The following is a 16193-nucleotide window of genomic DNA, read 5'->3' as shown; positions in this document are numbered from 1 at the left end:
GCCGATCGCTGTGTCCGCGTGGGCTTTTCCGACTGGCGGTCAGGCGAGGCACAGTGGTGTGATGTCGTCGCGGCCGCCGGTCACCGGTGTCGTCAGGTACAGGCACGGGTTCTCACCGGCGCGGTCGATGGCCGTTCGGACCCGACCCCACTGTTCGGCCGCCAGGACGGGCTCGCGGGACAGGACGAATCCGGAGATCCGGTCGGGGTCGGTGACCAGGGCCCAGGTGTAGTCGGGCCCAAGGGCCGTCACGAGGTAGTTGGGTGGGCCGTCCAGGCTTTCCTGGGTCGGAACGCCCGGGAACGCCACCCGCAGCTGTGCTCCGGTGCGCGGGTCCCGGATCCGCGCGGCGCCGCGGATCTCGTCGGTCGTGCCCGCCCAGGTCGTACACGAATTGCGGACCGCCACATCGCCGTTCGGCAGGGCGGTGTACTCGGCGCGCGTGTCTCGTGCGCAGCCGAGGTTGAAAAACTGTGGCACGGCGGCGAGTTGGTACCAGGATCCGAGGTAGCGGGCGAGATCCAGCGCCGCCACCGGCTCCGGTCCCGACGTCGGCCGCGCGGGGGTCGCGCCGACCTGGACCGCTCCGGCGAGGAGCGCGGTGACTGTCACCGCGACCGTCGCGAGCGCCCGTCCGGGATGCATCGATACCGCAGCGAAATGCCGCTGCCTGGCTCGGCGGCCGGTGACACTTACGGCGGTCTCCGCACCCTGCCGGCGGAGATCTTCTACCTGCGAGGGGTGTTCGGTCACGGCGATCTCCTCCGGACGGCGAGCGTGATGTGCTGGTGTCGGCAATCCTACCGCAATCGATGCATAAACGATGCGCCTTGTTGGATCGGTAGGACGGCCCGGAGTACCGCCGCGGATCCGCCGTCCGACGGCACGGCGAGCGTGCCGGGAAAGGCACAATGATTCCCATGTCCGCCGACCCGACCTCCGACACCGACGCGACCGGATATTCGGTGCGTGCCGTCGCGGAGCGCATCGGCATCCCCACCGCGACGCTGCGCAGCTGGAATCAGCGGTACGGCATCGGCCCGTCCCGGCATCGCCCCGGCCGGCACCGCCTCTACACCGAAGCCGATATCGTCCGCCTCGAGCGCATGGTCCTGCTCGTCCGCGGCGGATCGAGCCCGGCGCGGGCGGCGGCCGCGGTGCGCGGCCCGCGTCCGGTGGCCGGTGACCACGCCGGGCTGCTCGAGGCCGCGTTCGCTCCGGACCCGGCCCTGCTGGTGTCGTTGCTGCGCGCCCATCTGCACGCCTTCGGTGTCGTGACCACCTGGAACCTGCTGTGCCGCCCCGCATTCACCGAGATCGTGCGCCGACAGGGCGCGGGCGAAGGCTGTATCGACGTCGAGCATCTGCTGTCGTGGTCGATCACCGCCGCGCTGCACCGTGCCGTCCCGCCGCCGGAGGCGGCCGCCACCGCGCCTGTCGTCCTCGCGTGCACCAGCGGCGAGGCGCATGCCCTGCCGTTGGAGGTGCTGCGCGCCGCCTTGGCCGAGCGCGATCTCCAGGCGACCATGCTCGGCCCGGACGTGCCCACCGCCGCCCTCGCCGACGCGCTCGAGCGCTGCGGACCCGGTGCGGCCGTGGCGCTGTGGTCACAGCAGGAAACGACCGCACTACTGTCGGCTGTGCGCGCGGGCACCGAACGCGGGATCCCGGTCCTGGCGGCCGGGCCCGGTTGGGTGGACGTCCCGCTTCCGGCGGGCGCCGAGCTCGTCGCCGACCTGGCGTCCGCGTTCGACCGGCTCCTCGCGATCCACGCCGCCGAGGTGTCGTGAACGTGGGTGCCGGCGGGGAGCTTCAGGTCGGCTGCGGAACCGCTTCCTCCTCGGCCGCATCGGGGACCTCGGTGCCCGCCAGCGACACGCCCGCGGTCTCGCGCAGGAAGAACCAGGCCACCAATCCGATCAGGCACGCGCCGACCATGTAGTAGGCGGGGAACAGATGCCAGCCGGTGGCGTCGATGATCGACTCGTTGATCAACGGTGCGGTGCCACCGAAGGCGGCGGTGGAGATGTTGTAGCCCAACGCGAATCCCGCGTACCGCACCTGGGTGGGGAAGATCGCCGGGAACGTCGCCGAGATGGTGGACAGCTGCGGGACGTAGAGCAGGCCGAGCACGACGAAGCCGACGATCGCCCAGCCCGCGCCCTGGCCCATCAGCCAGTACATCGGGATGGCCAGCAGCGCCAGCCCGACCAGCGACACCAGCCACATCGGCCGCCGCCCCACCCGGTCGGAGATCGCACCCGACACCGGCAGCACCAGCGCCATCACGATCTGCCCGATCAGCACCATCGCGGTGGTCTGCGAGTCACCCATTCCCAGCGTGTTGTGCAGGTAGGTGGGCTGATACGCCAGCAGCGTGTAGTTGACGACGTTGAGCGCCACCACCAGCCCGGCGATGGTCAGTAGTTCGCGGCGATAGTCGCGCAGCAGAATCCGCAGCCCGCCCTGCGCCTGTTCGTGCTCGGCCACCTCGGTGAACACCGGGGATTCGTCGAGGCGGCTGCGCAGATACCAGCCGATCAGGCCCAGCGGCACCGCCAGCAGGAACGGCACCCGCCAGCCCCACGAGTTCATCGCGTCGTCGGACAGCAGCACCTGCAGGATCAGCACCACCGTGGAGCCGCCGACGAATCCGCACAGGGTGCCGAATTCGAGGAAGCTGCCGAGGAATCCGCGGCGGCGCTCATCGGTGGACTCGGCGATGTAGGTGGCCGCGCCACCGTATTCACCGCCGGTGGAGAAGCCCTGCACGACGCGCAGCAGGATCAGCAGGATCGGTGCGGTGATGCCGACCGCGGCGTGGGTGGGCAGCAGACCGATGCAGCCGGTGGCGGCGGCCATCAGCAGAATTGTGGTGGCCAGCACTACTTTCCGGCCGACCCGGTCGCCCAGCGGCCCCCACACCATGCCGCCGATCGGGCGCAGCACGAAGGAGATGGCGAAACCGAGCAGGGTGCCGAGGGTGCCGAGTGAGCCCGGGAAGAATGCGTCGGTGAGGTAGCCGGCCGTGGCCGCGTAGACGCCGTAGTCGTACCACTCGGTGGCGTTGCCCATGGCCGCTGCGGCCACCGAGCGTCGTTGCTGGGCGTGCGGCAGGCTGGTGCTCACAGCGCGCTCCTCCCTCACCTGTTTTTCGGTTGCTGCGTGCCCGCCGCGATGCTGCGGCGAGAACACGAAGTCCTCGGGTACCCGATGAGCGCGCCGGCAAACCGGGCGGGCTCGGTGCGGGCTGGTCGAACGGTGTGGATCAGCTGCGATGATAGCGATATGGGTGACTCCGCTCACAGCAGCGACGCGGCTGCTTCGAGGGGAGGAGGGGCCGGTCCGGCGCCGGATTTGCCGGGCTTTGTGCCCGATTTGCCGGTTACCCTGGGCGCGGGAACATTCTATGCACGAGACAGCGGGCCCGGCCCGCGTACATTGTCCCGGATGTTGCAGGACTCCGGGCCATCCGGACAGATCCTCCCGAGGGGGACGACGTGACCACCACCGCCACCGGGCGATCGCGCTCGGCACTGACGGACTGGTTGCTGCAGGGCGCCGACGAGGACCGGTACTCCCGGCACCCGGGCCCGATGGTCAAACAGGCCGAGGAACAGCACCAGCGGTCGTGGTGGCAGGTGATGTGCCTGACCGGTGTCGACTACTTCTCGACCCTCGGCTACCAGCCCGGCATCGCCGCGCTGGCCGCCGGCGTGCTGTCGCCCCTGGCAACCCTGGTGCTGGTGGCGTTGACGCTGCTGGGCGCGCTACCGGTGTATCGGCGGGTGGCGCGGGAGTCGCCGCACGGTGGCGGGTCGCTGGCCATGTTCGCCGAGATCCTGCCGCGCTGGACCGGGAAGTTGTTCATCCTCGTCCTGCTCGGTTTCGCGGCCACCGATTTCGTGATCACCATGACGCTGTCGGCGGCCGACGGCGCCGCCCACATCGTCGAGAACCCGTTCGTCCCGCAGGCGCTGCACGGTCACGCACTGGCGATCACCCTCGCGCTGCTGGCGCTGCTGGCGGCGATCTTCCTGAAGGGATTCGCCGAGGCCATCCGGATCGCGATCGGGCTCGTCGGGGTGTATCTGGCCCTGAACCTGGTGGTTGCGGTCGTCGGCGTGTGGAAGGTCGCGACCGCCTCACATCTGGTCGTCGACTGGGGGCATGCCATGACCGCCCAGCACGGCAGTGTCTTCGCGATGATCGGCATCTCGCTGCTGGTGTTCCCGAAACTGGCGCTGGGGGTTGTCGGGATTCGAGACCGGTGTCGCGGTCATGCCGCAGATCAAGGGCGGGCCCGGTGACACGGAGGAGAATCCGGTCCGCCGCATCGTGGGCGCCCGCAAACTGCTCACCACCGCCGCGCTGATCATGAGCAGCTTCCTCATCGTGACCAGCTTCATCACCGTCGTGCTGATCCCGGAATCGGAATTCGAATCCGGCGGCTCGGCCAACGGGCGAGCCCTGGCGTATCTGGCCCCCCGCTATCTGCCGCGCTACGGCATGGCGCCGGAATGGGCGCGGGCCACCCGGCCGCTGGTGCTGGTGTTCGCGGTGATCGCCTTCGGCATCACCTGGTATTTCGATGCCGACGTCGATGCCCAGGGCGGCGCCTACGCGACCGGTGTGCTGGTGTTGATCACCTCGGCCGCGGTGGCGGTCACCCTGTCGGCGGCACGTAAACGGCAGCGCGGCAAGATGATCGGTTTCGGGACGGTGGCGGCGGTCTTCGTCTACACCACCATCGCCAATATCGTCGAGCGTCCCGAGGGCGTGCAGCTGGCGTCGTTGTTCATCGTCGCGATCATCGTGGTGTCGTTCGTCTCGCGGGCGCGGCGCGCGTTCGAACTGCGGGCCATCGAGGTCGATTTCGACGACAAGGCGGCCTGGCTGATCGACAAGATCGCGGCCTCGGGCACCATCCGCATCGTCACCCACGACGTCGACGACGCCGAGGCCCGCCACCCCGACGAGTACCGGCAGAAGGAGGCCGAGCAGCGGGTCGAAAGCCACATCCCCGCCAAGGCTCCCATCCTGTTCCTCGAGGTGATCGTCAAGGACGCCTCCGAATTCTCCACCGATCTGCACGTCAGGGCCGTCGAGGTCGGCTGCCACAAGATTCTTTCCGTCGAAGCCGCGGCGGTGCCGAACTCGATCGCCGCGATCCTGCTGGCCATCCGTGACCGCACCGGCATGAATCCGCACGTGTATTTCGAATGGACCGAAGGCAATCCGCTGCTGAACCTGCTGAAATTCCTGTTCGTCGGCGAGGGCGAGGTGGCGCCGGTGACCCGGGAGATCCTGCGCCGCGCCGTCGCCGATCCGCACCAGCGCCCGCACGTGCACGTCGACAGCTGAGGGTCCGCAGCGCGGCGGCCCGGACCGCTTCCATCGGCGGCCCAGCGGGCATCGCCGTCTTCCCTGTCGGTCGGGGCCCGGCATATCACTGGCGAACCGACCGCGCCGCCCCGCGACACCGATCGGAACACCGGATTGGGACAATGATGCGGGCCGACGGCGCGATCGTCGCAGCTGTGGTCGACCCGGACGCGCGAGAAACCGGACAGCCGGCGTTTGCGTTCCGGTAACCCGAATGTGAGACAACCGGACGTCCGATAAGCGGAAACGGGAGAGGCAGGCAGAACGTGGTCGTCGGTTCGCAATCGGGCGCGGGCCCGACCAGCCCCTCGCCCACCGCTCCCCCCGACGGCGCGAACGACCCCCACATCCCGGATCACGGTGGTGCGGGGCCGACTCTCGCTTCCGGCCCGCTGGCACCGTTGCTGCGCGGCGATGCCGCGCCACCGCCTCGGACACTGGTCGACATCCTCGCCGCCACGGCCCGGGCCCATCCCGACGCCGACGCCGTCGACGACGGCACCGAGGTGCTGACCTATCGCGAGTTGCGGGCCGCCGTCGACGAAACGGTGGCCCGGCTGCGTGCCGCGGGGATTCGGCGTGGCGACCGGGTGGGGGTGCGGATTCCGTCGGGGACCGCGCGACTGTATGTGACGATCCTGGCGGTCCTGCACGCCGGCGCGGCGTATGTGCCGGTGGACGCCGACGATCCGCAAGAACGCGCGGACCTGGTCTTCGGTGAGGCGGGAGTCGCGGCGATCGTCACCGGGGACGGGATCACGTCCCTCGCGCGCACCTGCCATCCGACCTCCGCCGGTGACGCCGGTGAGCCCGGCGACAGCGACGAGTCGGCCGCGCCGGCCGTGGGCGACGACGCCTGGATCATCTTCACCTCCGGCTCCACCGGCACCCCGAAAGGTGTCGCGGTCACCCACCGCAACGCCGCCGCCTTCGTCGACGCCGAAGCGCGAATCTTCCTGCAGGACAACCCGATCGGGCCGGGTGATCGGGTGCTGGCCGGACTGTCGGTCGCGTTCGACGCCTCCTGCGAGGAGATGTGGCTGGCCTGGCGGCACGGCGCCTGCCTGGTGCCGGCGCCGCGCGCGCTGGTGCGCAGCGGCATGGACCTCGGGCCGTGGCTGGTGCGTCGCGAGATCAGTATCGTGTCCACCGTGCCGACGCTGGCCGCGATGTGGCCGCCGGAGGCGCTGGACACCGTGCGGCTGCTCATCTTCGGCGGCGAAGCGGTGCCTCCGGAACTGGCCGAACGGCTCGCCGGCCCCGGCGACCGCGAAGTGTGGAACACCTACGGTCCCACCGAGGCCACCGTGGTCGCTTGCGCCGCGCGGTTGACCGGCACCGGAGCCGTGCGCATCGGATTACCGTTGGACGGTTGGGATCTCGCCGTCGTGGACGCCGAGGGCAACCCGGTGGCCGACGGCGAATCCGGTGAGCTCGTGATCGGTGGCGTGGGCCTGGCCCGCTACCTCGATCCGGCCAAGGACGCCGAGAAATACGCCCCGATGCCGACCCTCGACTGGCAGCGCGCCTACCGTTCCGGTGATCTGGTGCGCAACGACCCCGCCGGGCTGATCTTCCTCGGCCGCGCCGACGACCAGGTGAAGGTCGGCGGTCGCCGCATCGAACTCGGCGAACTCGACGCCGCGCTGCAACAGCTGCCCGGTGTCACCGCCGCCGCGGCCGCCGTGCGCACCACCGCCACCGGCACCCCGATCCTCGTGGGCTACCTGTCCACCGGCGACGACGGTTTCGACCTGACTCGCGCGCGGGCACAACTGGCCGAACGACTGCCCGCCGCCCTCGTGCCCCGGCTGGCCGTCCTGGACGAACTGCCCACGCGCACCTCCGGAAAGGTCGACCGGGACGCGCTGCCGTGGCCGCTGCCCGGCGCCGACGGCGAACCCGGCGCGGGACTGGACGGCACCGCGTATTGGCTTGCGGGACTGTGGCATTCGGTGCTCGGCGCCGATGTCGACGGACCGGATTCGGACTTCTTCGACCTCGGTGGCGGTTCGCTGTCGGCCGCGCAGCTGGTCACCGCGCTGCGCGAACGGCTGCCGCAGATCACCGTCGCCGACCTCTACGATCATCCGCGACTGGGCGCACTGGCCGAATTCATCGACGCCGCCGCCCCCACCGAACAGGCGCCCACCCGCCACGTCACCCCGACACCGCGGCGCGCGCAATGGATCCAGGTGCTGGCCTCGGTGCCGCTGACCACCCTCACCGGCCTGCAGTGGTTGACCTGGCTCGGCGTGGTCACCAACATCGCCTCCCGCTTCGGTGCGCTGCCGTGGATGCCGGGACTGTCGTGGTGGTGGGCGCTGGCCGGATTCGTGCTGTTCATCTCCCCGCCCGGCCGGATGGCGATCTGCGTGGCGGGCGCGCGCCTGCTGTTGCGCGGTGTGCGGCCCGGCAGCTATCCGCGCGGCGGCTCGGTTCATCTGCGGCTGTGGACGGCGGTGCGGTTGGCCGAGGCGGCGGGTGCGGAAAACCTGTCCGGCGCACCGTGGATGGTGCCGTTCGCCCGCGCGCTGGGGGCACGCATCGGGCACGGGGTCGATCTGCACACGCTGCCGCCGGTCACCGGCATGCTCGAACTCGGCGACGGCTGCAGCGTCGAACCGGAAGTGGATCTGGCCGGATACTGGATCGACGGCGACCTCGTGCACATCGGGGAAATCCGCATCGGACCCGGCGCGGTCGTCGGTTCCCGGTCCACGGTGATGCCCGGCGCGGTGATCGGCAAGAACGCCGTCGTCGAACCCGGCTCAGCGGTATTCGGGAAGGTGAAAGCCGGGCAGAGCTGGGCCGGGTCGCCCGCGGTGAAAGTCGGTCCCGCCGACCATCGCTGGCCCGCCACCACACCGCCGCGCGCGCTGCACTGGGTGCTGGTCTTCGGGGTGACCTCGATGCTGCTGTCGGCGCTGCCGGTGATCGCGCTCGCCGCGGGTGGCCTGCTGCTGGCCTGGTGGATCCGCGACGAAACCACCCTGCCCGGGGCGCTGGCGCACGCGATGCTGATGCTGCCGGTGGCCGCGCTGATCGTGCTCGCCGTCTTCGCCGCGGTGACCGTGATCGCGATCCGGGTGCTCGCGATCGGATTGACCGCGGGCTATCACCCGGTGCGCAGCCGCGTCGGCTGGCAGGCCTGGGCCACCGAACGGCTCACCGACTCCGCGCGCACCTTCCTGTTCCCGCTGTATGCGGGCCTGCTCACCCCGCTGTGGCTGCGGCTGCTGGGCGCCGACGTCGGCAAGAACGTCGAGGCGTCGACGGTGCTGCTGCTGCCCAAATTCACCAAGGTGGCCGACGGGGCGTTCCTCGCCGACGACACCATGATCGCCGGCTACGAACTCGGCGGCGGCTGGATGCACATCGGCGGCGCCAAGGTGGGAAAGCGGGCCTTTCTGGGTAACTCCGGGATGACCGCGCCCGGACGGCGGGTGCCCAAGAACGGTTTGGTGGCGGTGTTGTCGGCGGCTCCGGAGAAGGCGAAGGCGGGTTCGTCGTGGCTGGGCAGCCCGCCGGTGCGGTTGCGCCGCACCGCCGGTGATGCCGACACCGCCCGCACCTTCGACCCGCCGCTGAAATTGAAACTGGCCCGCGCGCTGGTGGAAACCTGCCGGCTGGTGCCGGTGATCCTCAGCTTCGGCATCGGGCTCGGTGTGCTGTTCGCGCTGGCGTGGCTGGCGTCGGGGCCCGGATACTGGCTGGCCGCGCTCTGTTCCGGGGTGGTGCTGCTGATCGCCGGCGCCGTCGCGGGCGCGTGCGCGGTGGCGGCGAAATGGTTGATCGTCGGACGTATCCGGAAGGTGGAACATCCGCTGTGGAGTTCGTTCGTGTGGCGTAACGAGGTGTGCGACGCGTTCGTGGAAACCGTTGCCGCGCCGTGGTTCGCGCGCGCGGCCACCGGCACCGCGGTGATGAACATCTGGCTGCGCGGGCTCGGCGCGCGCATCGGGCGCGGCGTGTGGTGCGAATCGTATTGGCTGCCCGAGGCCGATCTGGTGAGCCTCGGCGACGGAGCGACCGTGGAACGCGGCTGTGTCGTGCAAACTCATCTGTTCCATGATCGGATCATGTCCATGGACAGCGTGACCCTCGAAGCCGGTGCCACCCTCGGCCCGCACTGCGTGGCGTTGCCGGCGGCCCGCATCGGCGCCGGTGCGACCGTGGGCCCGGCCTCGCTGGTGATGCGCGGGGACACCGTCCCGCCGTCGACCCGGTGGCAGGGCAATCCGATTGCGCCGTGGCCGGACACCCGGCGCGGCAAGTGAAGGCAGGTCGTCGGTGAAGGTGGGTAAGGGTGGCGCCGAGGCGCCGATCGACGACTATCTGCCGCAGAACGGCAACCGCGGCTACCGGGTCTCGCGCTACGAACTGGACCTGGTGTACAAGGTCGCCGCCAACCGGCTGACCGGCCGGGCCACCATCACGGCGGTGACCACCGCGGTGCAGCCGCGGTTCGCGCTGGATCTGTCGCAAACACTGAGTGTGGCAAAGGTTTTCGTCAACGGCGCCAAGCCGGCGAAATACACCCACACCCGTGGCAAGCTGACGATCACTCCCGCCCGCCACGTGCCGCCCGGCGCGGCCCTGTCGATCGTGGTGCACTACGGCGGCACCCCGAAACCGGTGCGCGGCCCGTGGGGTGAGGTCGGCTGGGAGGAACTGACCGACGGTGTGCTGGTGGCGAGCCAGCCCAACGGCGCGGCGTCCTGGTTCCCGTGCGACGATCACCCCAGTTCCAAGGCCAGCTACCGGATCTCGATCACCACCGACTCCCCGTACCACGCGCTCGCCAACGGTGTGCTGACCGCCCGCACCACCAAATCCAGTCAGACCACCTGGGTGTACGAGCAGTCCGAGCCGATGGCCTCCTATCTGGCCACCATCCAGATCGGCCCCTACCGGTCCCACCGCATCGACACCGGACGCGCCACGAAGGTGCCGATGACCGCGGTGCTGCCGCCGCGGCTGCGCCCCGCCTTCGACCATGATTTCGCCCGGCAACCACAGATGATGGCCGAATTCGAGCGCCGGTTCGGGCCCTACCCGTTCCCCGGCTACAGCGTCGTCGTCACCGACGACGAGCTCGAAATCCCCATCGAGGCACAGGGTGTGTCGATCTTCGGCGCCAACCATTGCGACGGGCACCGCGGCGCGGAACGGCTCATCGCGCACGAACTGGCCCACCAGTGGTTCGGCAACAGCCTCACCGTGCGGCAGTGGCGCGACATCTGGCTGCACGAGGGTTTCGCCTGCTACGCCGAATGGATCTGGTCGCAGGCCGGGGGCGGGCCCGGCGCCGACCAGCTGGCCCGCGCCGCCCGCCAGAACCTCGCCCGGGCCCCGCAGGATCTCGTGATCGGCGACCCGGGACCGGCGTCGATGTTCGACGACCGGGTCTACAAACGCGGCGCCCTCACCCTGCACGCGCTGCGCCTGCGCCTCGGCGACGACGCCTTCTTCACCCTGCTGCGCGACTGGACCGCCCGGCACCGCTACGGCAGCGTCAGCGCCGAGGATTTTACCGACCTCGCCGGCCACTACAGCCCGGCCCCACTGCGCGATCTGTGGGACGGGTGGCTGTATCGCACCGCACTGCCCGAGCTGCCGCAGCCCGGTCTCGGTGCGGTCGGCAGCTGACCCGGTAGGCGAGGCGACGGCGTGGCAGCGAGCGGGATCCGCGACGTGCTGGAGCGGGTGCTGACGATCGTGCGGCGCGAACCGCAGGATTTGAGCTGGCAGTCGCGCTTCCGCACGGAGGACGAACTGATCGCCGAGCTCACCGCGCATAGCGAACGCATCGCCCGCGGTGATCGCGGTGGCGTGGCGGAGCTGCGTCGGTTGTTCGCGCCGACCGGGCCGCTGTGCGAGATCGCGGCGGCCGGCGGCTGGCTCGCGGAATACACGGTGCTGGGCAACCGCCTCGACGAACTTCTCGCCGGCGACGGCTGAGCGGTCGGATTCGCGCGTCGTGGGCCCGGTGACGCACACCACCGAATAACAGAGCACATGCTCTGTTATGGTGAGGTCGTGCCCCGCCCCCGCATCCACGATCTCGATGTCGTTCTCGACCACGCCGAAGCGCTCGCCGTGGCCGCGGGCCTGCCGGCCGTGACCATTCGCGCGGTCGCCACTGCCAGCGGAATGTCGAACGGAGCGATCTACCACAGTTTCGGCTCGCGCTCGGAACTGGTGGCGCGCATGTGGATTCGCGCCGCACGCCGGTTCCTCGACGTGCAGAACGAACTCGTCGACGCGGCGCTGGCGGACGGCACCGGCAGCGCCGCCGCCGTGGCGGCCGTCGTGCGCGCTGCCGAGGCGCCCGTGGAGTTCGCCGACCGGTATCCGGCCTCGTCGCGCCTGGTCACGATGTTGCGCCACGACGAGGTCCTGGCCGCGGAACTGCCCGACGATGTGGCCGCCGAGGTGCGCGCGCAGCACCGCGGACTCATCGCGGTGATGCGGAGGTTGTCGGCGCACCTGTGGCAGCGTGAGGACCGGCGCGCGGTCGAGGTGATCACCGCTTGCATCGTCGATCTGCCCACCGCGCTGCTGCTGTCACGCGAGCGCCTCGCCGACCCCGACACCCGGATGCGGTTGCGGGCGGCCGTACGCGCCGCCGTCACCGCCGGGCCACCACCGACCCGCTGACCAACCGAACACCGACGACCGAAACCCAGGAGATCCGATGTCCCCCACCCTCGCCTACCGCGGCACCGTCGCCGTGCTCGACCTCGGCGCCGGCGAGAACCGCTTCTCACCCGAGTTCCTCGCCGCCGTGGACGCCCACCTCGACACCGTAATCGCCGACGGCGCCACGGGATTGATCACCACCGCGAGCGGCAAGTTCTACTCCAACGGACTCGACCTGGAGTGGTTGAGCGCCAACGGCGATCGCGCCTCGTGGTATGTCGAACGGGTGCAGGGGCTGCTGGCGCGGGTGCTCACCCTGCCGGTGCCGAGCGTGGCGGCCCTGCCCGGCCACGCCTTCGGCGCCGGCGCGATGCTGGCGCTCGCGCACGACCAGCGCGTCATGCGCGCCGATCGCGGCTACTTCTGCTTCCCCGAGGTCGACATCCGGGTGCCGTTCACCCCGGCGCTGGCCGCGCTCGTGCAGGCCAAACTCTCGGCCGAGGCCGTCACCGCCGCCGTCCTCACCGGCCGTCGCTTCGGCGGAACCGAAGCACACGAATACGGCCTGGTCGACGCCACCGCCGCCGCGGGCGCGGAGGTCGAGTCCGCCCTCGCCCTGCTGGCCCCGCTGGGCGCCAAGGATCAAGGCACCCTGGGATCGATCAAATCGGTGTTCTACGCCGACGCCTACACCGCCCTGACCGCTTGACCGCCACGGGCGGGGGCGCTGCTCAGCGCCCCTTCCACTCCGGCGTGCGCTTCTGCGCGAACGCCAGCACCCCCTCGGCCGCATCCTCCGACGCCAGCGCACTGCCCGACACCTCGAGCTGCCGGGTGAACGCGACATCGGTGGACCAGTCCGGTGATTCGTCGATGATGCGTTTGCTCGCCGCCAGACTCAACGGCGCGTTCACCGCGATCCGCTGCGCCAGCTCCACCGCGGCCTCGAGCGCCTTCCCCGATTCGGTCACCCGATTCACCAGGCCCAGCGCCGCCGCGCGCTCGGCGGGAATGGGATCACCGGTCAGCGCCAGCTCCATCGCCACCGCCCGCGGCAACCGCTGCGCCAGCCGCAGCACGCCACCGCCGACGGCCACCAGCCCGCGCTTGACCTCCGGGATCCCGAACGTCGAATCCTGCGCTGCCACTACCAGATCCGCGGCCAGCGCCAGTTCGCAACCCCCGGCCAACGCGGGTCCCTCGACCGCCGCGATCAACGGTTTCACCGGCGGTTTCGCGGTGATACCGAGCGGGCCGCGCCGCTCGGTCATCGGCGTCTCGCCGCGGGCGGCGGCCTTGAGATCCATTCCGGCACAGAAATATCCACCCGCACCGGTGATGATCGCGACCTGCGCCGACGGATCGGCCTCGTAGGCGTCCACGGCCCGTTCCAATGCCAGGGCGGTGGCCAGATTCACGGCATTGCGCACCTGCGGCCGGTTGAGGGTGATGATCGTGATCGGCCCGCGGCGCTCCACCAGCACCGGCGGTGCGGGCGGCGCCGGCAACTCGACCCGTTCGCGGCCCTCGACGCGGATGTCGTTCCCCGACACCGTCACCGGCAGACCCAGCAGATCACCGTCGACCAATTCCGCGATCAGCTCGGAATCGGTGTTCCGCAGCAGGATCCGGCCGCCCGCGGGTTCGATCAGGCTCAGAATCGCCGCCTCCGGCTGTCCGTCGCGGGTATAGGCGACGGTGTAGGCCTCCACCACCGCCGGACCCTCGTGGCCGCTGCGGGCCGGGCGCGCCGGCGGATTCTCGACGATCGGGCGCAGATGCCGGTACGGCTGCGCGGGCGGCAGCGACGAATACACGCCCAGCGCATGTTTGGTGACGTACCAGCCCAGTGAACTCGCCAGGCCGAAGGTGCCCGGTTCGGCCCGCAACCGCTGCACCATCGTCGCCACCGCGTGCCCGCCGTAATTGTTGCCCGGACCGCCGCCGAAGGTCAGACCGCCGGTCACCGACAGCGGACGGGCCGGATCGTCGATCGCCAGCCCCAATTCGCGCGCGGCGATCTGCACCGCTACCGGGAAGCAGGCGTAGAGGTCCACATGGGTCAGGGCGTCGACACCGATACCGCTGTGCTCGAGCACCGCCCGGCCCAGCGTCGCGATCGCCGGCGAGGCGGCCAGATCGGCGCGTTCACTGGTGAACCACTCGTCGTGACCGGAGGCGCCGGCGTGGATGAAGATCCACTTGTCCTGCGCGATTCCGGCCTCCTGCGCGGCCGCGGCGCTGCACATCACGATGCCGCTGGCCATGTCGACGGTCAGATTCGCGCATTCGAGCTTCGGGTAGGGCGTGGAGACCATGCGATTGTCCGGACCGGGTGTGGCGATCGCGTCGGCATCGAATTCCTCGGGCTGCCAAGCATATTCGTTGCGGGCCGCCACCATCGACAGCCGCGACCAGAGCTCGGCCACGGCCCGGGCGTGATCGCCGGGGCTGCGGCCCAGCCGATGCCGGTTCGCCGACTCCAGCAGGGCGTACATGTTGATCGGCGCGATCAGGCCCGCGGCCGTCTCGGCCGGATTGTTGGCCGGTTTGTCGATGCCGATCGTGCGGGTCGGCGCGACTTCGGGCCCCTGCTGCGGCCACGACAGCTCGACCCCCGCCCGCTGCGCGGCGGCCTGGGTGGCTCCGGCCTCCGCGCCGGTGACCAGCACCACGTCGTAGTCGCCGGCCGCGATCGCTGCGGCGGCCTCGTTGATCATCAGCTGTCCGCCGTCGCCGCCGAAGCGGCTCGACTGCGCGGTGTCGACACCGGCCAGTCCCAGGCGCTGCGCGATCACCGCGCCCATATCGCGGTACTGCCACGACGTGCACGCCACCGCGAACACCGCGTCCGCGCGGCGCAGCAGGTCTTCCCCGGCGCCGGTATCGGCGGCGGCGCGTCGCAACGCGGTCACCGCGAGCGCGGCCGGATCGGCGTAACCGGAATCCGGTGTGCGCTGGGTGAGCTGCCCGACGCCCACCAGCACGGGGGTGCGGGGATCGATCTCGGTGCCCGAGGCGCGGTGCCGAATGGGCTGTGCCGCATGCTTTTTCACCGGTCCGGCCGCGGCGATCGCTGCCGGTAGCCGGGCCAGGGACTGCTCCATCGCCTCGCCGAGGCTGCGGGCCACCGACGCGCCCAGCGGCCCCTCCACCGGCGGGCCGCCCAACCCGGCATCGAAGTACACCGTCGCCTCGTCGCCGGAACCGGCGACGGTCAGCCAATATCCCAGCCGCACACCCTGCGGGCCCTCCCCACGCAGCGCGAACCCCCGCTCACCGGCCTCGACGACCGTCCAGCGCAACTCGGCGGGAATCCCCATCACCACCGCCTGCTGCGTGAACGTCAGGCCCTCGCGCACCGCACCGGGCTCCTGGCCCCGCCAGCCGGCGTGCAGGGTGAACCAGTCGCCCAGCCGGTTCAGATCCGACAGATACGCGGCCACCGTCTCGGGTGCCACGGGAAGGCTGCGGCGGGCGTGGGCGGATTTGGCGTAGTCGCTCACCCCGGCGGGGGTGAGGTAACCGTCGGCCTCTTCGGCCGGTGCGGCCGCCGGGGCCGAGCGCGATCGAGCGGCGCCGACCAGACCGGTGATCAGGTCGCGAGCGATGCGCGGATCCTTACGCACCGCCGCGAACAGGGCGTTTCCCGCCTCGAGCTTGGTGCGTGCGGTGCGGATCCGATCCGATCCCGGCAATGGCGACACCGACAACCTCCTTGTTGCGTCTCGAGACAATTAATCACCCGCTCTTTCGGGGCGTCAAAGACTTGTGACCTGCATTACGTAAGTCTACACTTACGGTTCGTGGGGACTTACCAAGACGATGCGCTCGACGCGCTCGGGGACCCGACCCGGCGAGCGATCTTCGAACGACTCGGCCGCGGACCCTGCGCGGTCGGTGAGCTGGCCGCCGAACTCCCGGTCAGCCGCCCGGCGGTCTCCCAGCATCTGAAGGTGCTCAAACAGGCGGGGCTGGTCCGCGACGAGGCGGTCGGCACCCGCCGGATCTACCGGCTCGACCCGCACGGCATCGACGCGCTGCGCGGCTACTTCACCCGGTTCTGGACGACGGCGATGTCGTCGTTTCGCGACCGGGCCGAGGCCGCGGCCCGGGCCGGACAGGCTCTGTCCATCGAAACAAGCAGCGGCACAACCACATCC

10 protein-coding genes and 1 pseudogene are annotated in these 16193 nt (G+C 70.5%); 8 read left to right on the top strand and 3 right to left on the bottom strand.

Annotated elements, in window-relative coordinates; genetic code table 11:
* Nucleotides 1–39: 39 nt before the first annotated feature.
* On the bottom strand, nucleotides 40–753 hold the full coding sequence (locus ON37_RS21955) for a lipocalin family protein (protein ID WP_306306503.1): 714 nt from the start codon (nucleotides 751–753) through the stop codon (nucleotides 40–42).
* Nucleotides 754–920: 167 nt separating this feature from the next.
* On the opposite strand from ON37_RS21955, the gene ON37_RS21950 reads away from it, so the two are divergent.
* Complete coding sequence (locus ON37_RS21950) at nucleotides 921–1790, top strand: MerR family transcriptional regulator (RefSeq protein WP_040721913.1); 870 nt, start codon at nucleotides 921–923, stop codon at nucleotides 1788–1790.
* 22 nt (nucleotides 1791–1812) lie between these two features.
* Here ON37_RS21950 and ON37_RS21945 read toward each other — a convergent pair whose 3' ends face one another.
* The gene (locus ON37_RS21945) at nucleotides 1813–3075 is read right to left on the bottom strand and encodes an MFS transporter (RefSeq protein ID WP_040721911.1); all 1263 of its coding nucleotides are present in this window, start codon (nucleotides 3073–3075) and stop codon (nucleotides 1813–1815) included.
* 521 nt (nucleotides 3076–3596) lie between these two features.
* On the opposite strand from ON37_RS21945, the pseudogene ON37_RS21940 reads away from it, so the two are divergent.
* The 6 genes and pseudogenes from ON37_RS21940 to ON37_RS21915 all read left to right on the top strand — a co-directional run bounded on the left by ON37_RS21940 (nucleotide 3597) and on the right by ON37_RS21915 (nucleotide 12739).
* Nucleotides 3597–5364: pseudogene (locus ON37_RS21940) on the top strand (amino acid transporter).
* A gap of 368 nt (nucleotides 5365–5732) precedes the next feature.
* Complete coding sequence (locus ON37_RS21935) at nucleotides 5733–9665, top strand: Pls/PosA family non-ribosomal peptide synthetase (RefSeq protein WP_051031907.1); 3933 nt, start codon at nucleotides 5733–5735, stop codon at nucleotides 9663–9665.
* Between the two features lie 13 nt (nucleotides 9666–9678).
* The gene (locus ON37_RS21930; protein ID WP_040721892.1) at nucleotides 9679–11037 is read left to right on the top strand and encodes a M1 family metallopeptidase; all 1359 of its coding nucleotides are present in this window, start codon (nucleotides 9679–9681) and stop codon (nucleotides 11035–11037) included.
* Nucleotides 11038–11058: 21 nt separating this feature from the next.
* Nucleotides 11059–11349, top strand: coding sequence for a hypothetical protein (locus ON37_RS21925; RefSeq protein ID WP_040721891.1), 291 nt, complete (start codon nucleotides 11059–11061; stop codon nucleotides 11347–11349).
* 78 nt (nucleotides 11350–11427) lie between these two features.
* A complete protein-coding gene (locus ON37_RS21920; protein ID WP_040721909.1) occupies nucleotides 11428–12048 on the top strand; it encodes a TetR/AcrR family transcriptional regulator in 621 nt (206 codons plus the stop codon).
* 37 nt (nucleotides 12049–12085) lie between these two features.
* Nucleotides 12086–12739, top strand: coding sequence for an enoyl-CoA hydratase-related protein (locus ON37_RS21915; RefSeq protein ID WP_040721888.1), 654 nt, complete (start codon nucleotides 12086–12088; stop codon nucleotides 12737–12739).
* A 22-nt stretch (nucleotides 12740–12761) separates the two neighbouring features.
* Here the strand turns inward: ON37_RS21915 and ON37_RS21910 are convergent, their stop codons facing one another.
* On the bottom strand, nucleotides 12762–15737 hold the full coding sequence (locus tag ON37_RS21910) for a type II toxin-antitoxin system Rv0910 family toxin (protein WP_040721886.1): 2976 nt from the start codon (nucleotides 15735–15737) through the stop codon (nucleotides 12762–12764).
* A 99-nt stretch (nucleotides 15738–15836) separates the two neighbouring features.
* Here ON37_RS21910 and ON37_RS21905 point away from each other — a divergent pair.
* On the top strand, nucleotides 15837–16193 hold a 357-nt coding region (locus ON37_RS21905; RefSeq protein WP_157171542.1), incomplete at its 3' end, for an ArsR/SmtB family transcription factor.

It is taken from the genome of Nocardia veterana NBRC 100344, from assembly GCF_000308855.1.
Lineage (GTDB): Bacteria > Actinomycetota > Actinomycetes > Mycobacteriales > Mycobacteriaceae > Nocardia > Nocardia veterana.
This window is presented reverse-complemented; position numbering and strand designations above follow the sequence as displayed.

Bases quoted from the DNA above. Each gene is read 5' to 3' on its own strand.
- ON37_RS21950 (WP_040721913.1), top strand. From the start codon at position 921: ATGTCCGCCGACCCGACCTCCGACACCGACGCGACCGGATATTCGGTG.
- ON37_RS21945 (WP_040721911.1), bottom strand. From the start codon at position 3,075: ATGGGCAACGCCACCGAGTGGTACGACTACGGCGTCTACGCGGCCACG.
- ON37_RS21915 (WP_040721888.1), top strand. From the start codon at position 12,086: ATGTCCCCCACCCTCGCCTACCGCGGCACCGTCGCCGTGCTCGACCTC.